The 7,269-nt window shown below is 58.4% G+C and carries 6 protein-coding genes; 1 reads left to right on the forward strand and 5 read right to left on the reverse strand.

What is annotated here, in order from left to right; all coding sequences use genetic code 11:
• The first annotated feature begins 278 nt into the window (after positions 1-278).
• Complete coding sequence (ilvB, locus tag NW845_RS11815) at positions 279-2,075, forward strand: biosynthetic-type acetolactate synthase large subunit (protein WP_414363916.1); 1,797 nt, start codon at positions 279-281, stop codon at positions 2,073-2,075.
• A gap of 285 nt (positions 2,076-2,360) precedes the next feature.
• Here ilvB and NW845_RS11820 read toward each other — a convergent pair whose 3' ends face one another.
• The 5 genes from NW845_RS11820 to NW845_RS11840 all read right to left on the reverse strand — a co-directional run bounded on the left by NW845_RS11820 (position 2,361) and on the right by NW845_RS11840 (position 7,189).
• Positions 2,361-3,971, reverse strand: coding sequence for a glycoside hydrolase family 57 protein (locus tag NW845_RS11820; RefSeq protein ID WP_414371100.1), 1,611 nt, complete (start codon positions 3,969-3,971; stop codon positions 2,361-2,363).
• 180 nt (positions 3,972-4,151) lie between these two features.
• Positions 4,152-5,633 carry a glycogen synthase GlgA gene (glgA, locus tag NW845_RS11825; RefSeq protein ID WP_414335696.1) on the reverse strand — a complete coding sequence of 494 codons (1,482 nt, stop codon included), beginning with the start codon at positions 5,631-5,633 and terminating at the stop codon, positions 4,152-4,154.
• A gap of 162 nt (positions 5,634-5,795) precedes the next feature.
• Positions 5,796-6,233 carry a DUF2996 domain-containing protein gene (locus tag NW845_RS11830; RefSeq protein ID WP_414363881.1) on the reverse strand — a complete coding sequence of 146 codons (438 nt, stop codon included), beginning with the start codon at positions 6,231-6,233 and terminating at the stop codon, positions 5,796-5,798.
• A 76-nt stretch (positions 6,234-6,309) separates the two neighbouring features.
• Positions 6,310-6,675, reverse strand: a complete 366-nt coding sequence (locus NW845_RS11835; RefSeq protein ID WP_414363917.1) for an NAD(P)H-quinone oxidoreductase subunit M — start codon at positions 6,673-6,675, stop codon at positions 6,310-6,312.
• A 181-nt stretch (positions 6,676-6,856) separates the two neighbouring features.
• Positions 6,857-7,189, reverse strand: coding sequence for a bestrophin family ion channel (locus NW845_RS11840; RefSeq protein WP_414378682.1), 333 nt, complete (start codon positions 7,187-7,189; stop codon positions 6,857-6,859).
• Positions 7,190-7,269: the final 80 nt, after the last annotated feature.

The raw sequence follows: 7,269 nt of genomic DNA on the forward strand, positions 1-7,269 counted from the left end.
GGCAGAAGAAGAGACAAAAGCTCTGCTGTCAAGCGGATGGGGAAACCCCACCCGCCTGCGCGGTGGGGTAGTTCATAGAGTTCTCCAAGGCAAAGGCAGGGTGGAGGAAAAACCGGTTCTGCCGGAGAAAAGGGCTACCCCCCAGGCAAATCCCAACTTTGCACAGCAAACACCTGCTAAACTGTTGAACTAAATACACAATCCAAAAAGCTGGCCAGTCTTCTGACTCAGCCGCTCCAGGTTGAGTGCTCGGTCGTCTTCAGGGGGGAGAAGATATCGTGGCAACAGGGGCCTATGCACTGGTGGATAGCCTGCATCGACAGGGGGTGCAGCACATTTTCGGCTATCCGGGAGGAGCGATCCTGCCCATCTACGACGAGCTGTACAAAGCCGAATCCCAAGGTCTACTCAAACATTTCCTAGTCCGCCACGAACAGGCCGCGGCCCATGCTGCCGATGGCTACGCCCGCGCCACCGGCAAGGTGGGCGTGTGCTTCGCCACCTCGGGGCCAGGGGCGACCAACCTGGTGACGGGCATCGCCAACGCCATGATGGACTCTGTGCCCATGGTGGTGATCACCGGCCAGGTGCCCCGCCATTTGATCGGTACCGACGGCTTTCAGGAGACCGACATCTTTGGCATCACCCTGCCCATCGTCAAGCACTCCTACGTGGTGCGGGATCCGCGTCAAATGTCTCGGATTGTGGCCGAGGCTTTTCACATTGCCGGCACCGGGCGGCCAGGGCCGGTGCTGATCGACATTCCGAAAGATGTGGGCCTGGAAGAGTTCGACTACCAGCCGGTTAGCGAAGTCAACATCCCCGGCTACCGGCCCACGGTGCGGGGCAACCCTCGCCAGATCCACGCGGCGGCCAAGCTGATTCTGCAGGCCAAGCGTCCCCTGCTCTACGTGGGCGGCGGGGCCATCATCTCTGGGGCCCACGCCGAAATTGCCGAGCTGGCCCACACCTATCAGATCCCGGTGACCACCACCCTCATGGGCAAGGGGGCCTTCGATGAGAACGATCCCCTCTCGGTGGGGATGCTGGGCATGCACGGCACTGCCTACGCCAACTTTGCCGTTACCGAGTGCGACCTGCTGATTGCAGTGGGGGCCCGCTTCGACGACCGCGTAACCGGCAAGCTAGACGAATTTGCCAAGCACGCCAAGGTGATCCACATCGACATTGACCCGGCAGAGGTGGGCAAAAACCGCGCTCCGGACGTGCCGATTGTGGGAGATGTGCGCACCGTTTTGGTGGAGCTGTTGGCGCAACTGAGCAAAATGCCCCACACCCCTGGCCAGACACAGGCTTGGCTGGAGCGGATCGAGCGCTGGAAGCGGGACTACCCTCTGCAGGTGCCCCGCTATGAGGGTGTGATCGCCCCGCAGCAGGTGATCGATGCGTTTCGTCGCCATGCTCCCCACGCCTACTACACCACCGATGTCGGTCAGCACCAAATGTGGGCGGCGCAGTTTCTGCGCAACGGGCCGCGCCAGTGGATCTCCAGCTCTGGCCTGGGCACCATGGGCTACGGCTTCCCGGCAGCCATGGGGGTCAAAGTGGCCTTGCCTCATGCCGAGGTGATCTGCATCAGCGGCGATGCTAGCTTTCAGATGAACATGCAGGAGCTGGGCACGGTGGCCCAGTACGGCATTGCCACCAAGGTGGCCATCATCAACAATGGCTGGCAGGGCATGGTGCGCCAGTGGCAGCAGGCCTTCCACGGCGAGCGCTATTCCCACTCCGATATGGCTGCGGGCATGCCGGATTTTGTCAAGCTGGCCGAAGCCTTTGGCGTCAAGGGCATGCGCGTCGATCACCCCGATCAAGTGGACGATGCCATCCAAGAGATGCTGCGCCACGAGGGGCCGGTGCTGGCCGATTTTGTGGTCAAGCGGGATGAGAACTGCTACCCGATGGTGCCTGCCGGCAAAGCCAACTACCAGATGATTGGGCTGCCGGAAAAGCGGCAACTGGAACAGGCTGCCGAGCTTATTTACTGCCCCAACTGCGGCGCCAAAAATCCTAGCTTGCACAAGTTCTGCGCCGAGTGCGGCACCAAGCTCTAGAACCGGCAGGGCTGGCCATCAAGGCAGGGAAGTTGGGATCCCAAGTTCTCTGAGAAGATTTGCAATAAGGCCCGCCCTCGGCAGCGGAAAGCCCGCAGAGATACTGCAGCCGTTTCAAACCAGATTGAAGAAAACACTTCCTGGGCGCACCGCTGCCGCGACTGCCCCCAGACCATCGTCCAAGAAGATCTAAGAAGAGAGGCGAGTGCGGCCCAGGTAGTCCGAAATTCTTTTTCCCCACGCTGCGACTGGAGATTGCCAACAGGTTCTGGCCTTGCCCAATGGTTAGAGGGGCCGGTAGACTCGGTAGTTGATATTGGGGAAGATGTTGTCCATATACTCCACCTTGGCCAGCCACTGCTCGTCTTCGGGGGTGGCTTTTTCTCGCCGAAACTGACCGGCTTGGATCTTCTCGTAGAGGTGATTGAAGCGCAGCAGGTGGGACTTGGTGCGACGTACGGCATAGGGAACCATCGTCCCCGTGCGCATGATGAAGGCCCAGTCGGAAGATTGGGCCAACAGCACTTCCCGCGCCGCCTGGTTCAGGGCTCGCCACTCCAGGTCATCGGCGGGCTCACGGCGGCTCAGCTCGATCATCCGCTCGGTGGCCTTGTGCAAGTGGGGATAGATCCAGGCGTTGGTGGGGTTGAGCCAGTACTCGTGGAAGCCGCGCGCCCCCCAACTGGATTGGGCCGGTTTGCACACCTGTTGGGTGGGGTTCTCCCGCAAGTACTCCGCCAGGTGGGTCATGCGATAGGTGGTTTGGTCGAAGTAGCTCTTGCGAATGAGAAAATCCAAAAACCAGGGGCCCTCGTACCACCAATGGCCGAACAGCTCAGCATCGTAGGGAGCCACCACCAGCGGCGGGCGCCCCATGACGCTGTGCAGATATTCGATCTGTCGCTGGCGGTTGAACATGAAGTTGCCCGCATGTTCTGCCGCCTTCTCCCTGGCCCAGTAGGGATCGTAAAGTTGCTTTTGCCCCAGATCTAGGTTGCGCCCCGTGATGCGATGGTACTTGATGCCGGTGTTTTTCCGCTGGCCGTTGGGCATGATGTAGGGCTTGATGTATTCGTAGTCGGCCTCATACCCTAGGTCTTTGTAGAACTCGCGATAGACGGGATCCCCGGGGTAGCCCACCTCCGCCGACCACACCTGTTGGGAAGACTCGTGATCCCGACCGAAGACGGCAACACCGGTCTCGGTAAAGATGGGGGCGTACATGCCGTAACGGGGCCGTGGCTTGGCATAGAGCAGGCCGTGGGCGTCGGTGATCATGTAGCGCAGGCCAGCATCGGCAATCATCCGCTCCAGCCCTTGGTAGTAGGCGCATTCCGGCAGCCAGATCCCCCGCGGCCATTGGCCAAAGTGCTCGTTGTAGTGCTCGCAGGCCACAATCAGCTGCGCCCAAACCGCCTGCGGGTACATCTGCATCAGGGGCAGGTAGCCGTGGGTAGCGGCGCAGGTGATGATCTCCAAGTTGCCGCTGTCCTGAAACTGTTTGAAGGCCCGCACCAGGTCTCGGTCGTAGCGCTCCCAGAGATCGCGGACCATGGCAAATTGCTTGATGTAGTGCTCGGCTAGGTAGCGAATGTGGCCGTTGGTGGCGTTCTTGTCGTACTCCAGTTGGGCCAGCTCTTCCACCTTGGTTAGATAGTGGTCGTAGCGCTCCTGCAGCAAGGGATCCCGCAGCATCGACACCAGCGGCGGCGTCAGAGACATGGTGAAGCGAAAGTCGATGCCATCTCGCCGCAGCCCCTCGAACATGTGCAGCAGCGGGACATAGGTCTCGGTGATGGCTTCGTAGAGCCACTCTTCTTCCAGCACAAAGTCCTGCTCGGGGTGGCGCACAAAGGGCAGGTGTGCGTGGAGTACCAAGGCAAGATAGCCTATCATGGCGGCTAGGGATCCTCAGGTGGGAGAAGATAAGGGAGCAAGCCTTCCTTCCCCAGCAATCAATCTGTAGGGAAGGTTAAGAGCAGCATTGCTACCTATCGTCCAGCATTTCTCCCTCGCGGTCAAGCGCTGGGATCGCTGGGGATCGCTGGTGGCCGCCGGGCGGCGGGGGGATGTTGGTCAGGACCAGCGGTGGCGAATTTGGTCGTAGATCTCCAGGTATTCTTTGCCGGGGTAGTTCCAGGAGTAGTCGTAGCTCATGCCCTGGATCTGCAGTTGGCGAAACTGGTCGGGGGCGGTGTACCACAGGTCGATGGCCCGATCCAACGCCGACTCTAGGGCTGCGTGATCCGTGTGGTAGAAGACGTAGCCATTGCGTTGCTCAGGCAATTTGCAACTGTCGTAGTCGCGGTCAAAAACGGTATCCACCAGGCCGCCCACGCCCCTCACCACCGGAACTGTGCCGTACTTGAGGCCGATCATCTGGGTGAGGCCGCAGGGCTCGTAGTGGCTGGGCACCACCAGGATGTCTGCCCCTGCATAGATGAGGTGGGAAAGTTCTTCGTTGAAACCCAGCTCGATGTGAACGTCGGGGTTGTCGTTGAGGTAGCGTTTCTCATGGGCAAACCAGGCGCCGATCCCCGGCTCCGTGGCGGATCCCAGGAGAACAAACTGGGCATTTTTGAACAGGGAGCGGTAGATGGCGTGGTGCACCAGATGCACGCCTTTCTGTTCATCGAGGCGTCCGATATAGGCCACAATCGGCTTTTCGACATCTTGCAACAGCAGCCGTTCCCGCAGGGCTCTTTTGTTTTTGGCCTTGTTTTCCAAGGTTTGCGCTGTGTAGCGAAAAGGAATAAAGCGGTCGATCTCAGGGTTCCAAATATCGTAATCGATGCCGTTCAGGACGCCGCGAAACTTGTGCTGGTGTAAATAAAGCGTGTGACCCAGCCCATAGCCGTAATCGCCAAATCGCACTTCCAGGGCGTGGTTGGGAGAAACCGTGGTGACAAAGTTGGAAAAGACGATCCCGCCCTTCATAAAGTTGAGGGCAAAGGGGTTAAAGTTATCTCGCAGACGATCGTAGTGGAAGTAATAGGGCTCCCGATTGAGGCCAGTGGCCCAAAGAATTTCCGGGCCGCCAAAGCCCTGGTGCTTGAAGTTGTGGATGGTGTAGCATACCCGCTGGTTTTCCATGCCGTGGTACTTGTAGATCTCAAAGAGCAGTACCGGCACCAGTCCTGTCTGCCAGTCGTGACAGTGGATGATGTCGGGGCGCTTGTTGCTTTTGAGGAGAAACTCCAAAGCTGCCTTGCTGAAAAAAGCAAAGCGCATGTTGTCGTCTGGGCAACCATAGTAGCAGCCGCGATTGAAGAAGTTGTCGCCGGAGTGGGGCTCAATAAAAAAGCAAAGGCGTCCATGTACCCAGCCGCAGTACACCGAGCAGTGGATGGCTCCCCCATACCAGGGCACCCAGAGGTCGCGGTAGGCATCGTGCAAGCCCCAGATCTGGTCGTAGCGCATGGTGTCGTACTTGGGCAAAACCAGCTCGACACAGTGCCCCCGCACTTCTAGCTCCCGGCTGAGGCCGTACACCACATCCCCTAGCCCACCCGCCTTAATGACGGGGGCACATTCCGACGCAATCTGCACGATGTACATTTCGAGATCTCCCGTAGCACCGCCTTACTTTTCTTCACAAAAGATAATCTCTTTTGGCTTCGCTAGCCCATCCCCCGCCTCAGCGAAAAGGGATCCCCGAATAGGGATCCCTTCTGGCAGAACAGGCGCGATTTGGCTGGGCTATCTAGGAGCTTGGATCCCTCAATACCACTGCTGGGCGTAGAGGCGCTGCACCAGATAGAAAACAAACAGGTTCACGTCGACGCGGCGCTCGTCGATCATAAAAGACTCGAGGGTGCTGGCCGGGGATCCTTCAACAGCACAGCGGAAGAACTTGGGCCCGTTGAGGGATCCCTCAGCAAAGAGGACGCTAAACTGCTTCTTGCCGCCGGCAAATGAGCCGACCAGCGTCTTGCCCTCCAGCCGCAGTTGCAGATCGTTGACGCCGCGTTTCTCAAAAGCGGCGATGGTTGCTGGGATCACGTCTTCTGCAATCAGTTGCTCAAAAGGCTTCTCTTCCTTGGCTGGTTTTTTCGCCGCGGCTTTGGCGGAGCCAGTCGCCCCAGTAGCAGGATTAGCGACCTCGACAGGGGCCGACTTTTCGCCAGTGGTCTCTTGAGGGGTGGGTTCTCCAGACATGGATCGGTGCTCCGACAACAAGTAAGTTGGGCTACAGACTCAAATGGGCTAGATCTGTCCAGAATGGCGAAGAGGGCTAGCCTTTGGGGATGTACTGGCCGACGATCCCTTCGGCAGGGATCTGGGGGAAGCCCATGCTGTAGTTGGGAGTACGCCCCTGCAGGTTGTAGGCAATCTCCCCCTGCTTGAGGAGAGAGCGAATGAAGTGTTCCAGGTCAGACCCGATACGCCGTAGGTTGTACTCGGTCAGATCCCGGCCCCTGTACTCTTCCACCAATTCCTCAAAGCGGGCATAGACCTTCTGCAGGGCGGCATCGTTCCAGACCAGCTCGTTATCCGGATCCACATCAAGAGTAAGCAGATCGTCGCGGGGCACAAAGTGGTTATCAGCAGTTACCTCGCCAGCAAAGATGTGAACGTGGCGAGTGGTACATTTCAGCATGGCAGTCGTTCTCGTCAATATCCTACCCTCCTCAAGGTATCATTCCCGGCGCCGAGGTGGGATCCCTTGTTGTCCAGATCCCAGAAAGTTGCCTAGGCCAATCTCCCCACCCAACAATTTTGGGGAGAAGCGGGATCGCTTTAGCTTAATCGGCGGGAAGCCCTGCCTTTCCCAGAGCAACCTAAGTTTGTTCATGAGATAACCCATGGTTGTCCTGGGCAGACTGGATCAAATCGGCGATATTCCGCTTCATCTTACTGCAAATCACATCAAGGGGCAGGTCGTTTGGATCCCGTCCGAAGGGGTTCTCAATTTCAATGCCGATCTCCTCGACGCCAAACAGCATAAAGGCCAACAGCCCGACAATGGGGCCGGTCATCCAACCCAAGCCCTCCACCATCTGAAACGGCAAAGACAAACAATAAAGCAGCAATAACTGCTTCAGATGGAGGGCATAGGCAATGGGCATTGGGGTCATGAGAATGCGCTCGCAGGCACCCAAGGCATCTACCATGTTAATGAACTACCCCACCGCGTAGGCGGGTGGGGTTTCCTCACCCGCTTGGCAGCAGAGCTTTTGTCTCTTCTTCTGCC

Origin of the sequence: Synechococcus sp. H60.2, assembly GCF_047462315.1 — a bacterium.
Classification (GTDB): domain Bacteria; phylum Cyanobacteriota; class Cyanobacteriia; order Thermostichales; family Thermostichaceae; genus Thermostichus.

Coding starts and splice junctions, on each gene's coding strand:
- NW845_RS11830 (WP_414363881.1), bottom strand. CDS start 6,233: ATGTCTGGAGAACCCACCCCTCAAGAGACCACTGGCGAAAAGTCGGCC.
- NW845_RS11840 (WP_414378682.1), bottom strand. CDS start 7,189: ATGGTAGATGCCTTGGGTGCCTGCGAGCGCATTCTCATGACCCCAATG.
- glgA (WP_414335696.1), bottom strand. CDS start 5,633: ATGTACATCGTGCAGATTGCGTCGGAATGTGCCCCCGTCATTAAGGCG.
- NW845_RS11820 (WP_414371100.1), bottom strand. CDS start 3,971: ATGATAGGCTATCTTGCCTTGGTACTCCACGCACACCTGCCCTTTGTG.
- NW845_RS11835 (WP_414363917.1), bottom strand. CDS start 6,675: ATGCTGAAATGTACCACTCGCCACGTTCACATCTTTGCTGGCGAGGTA.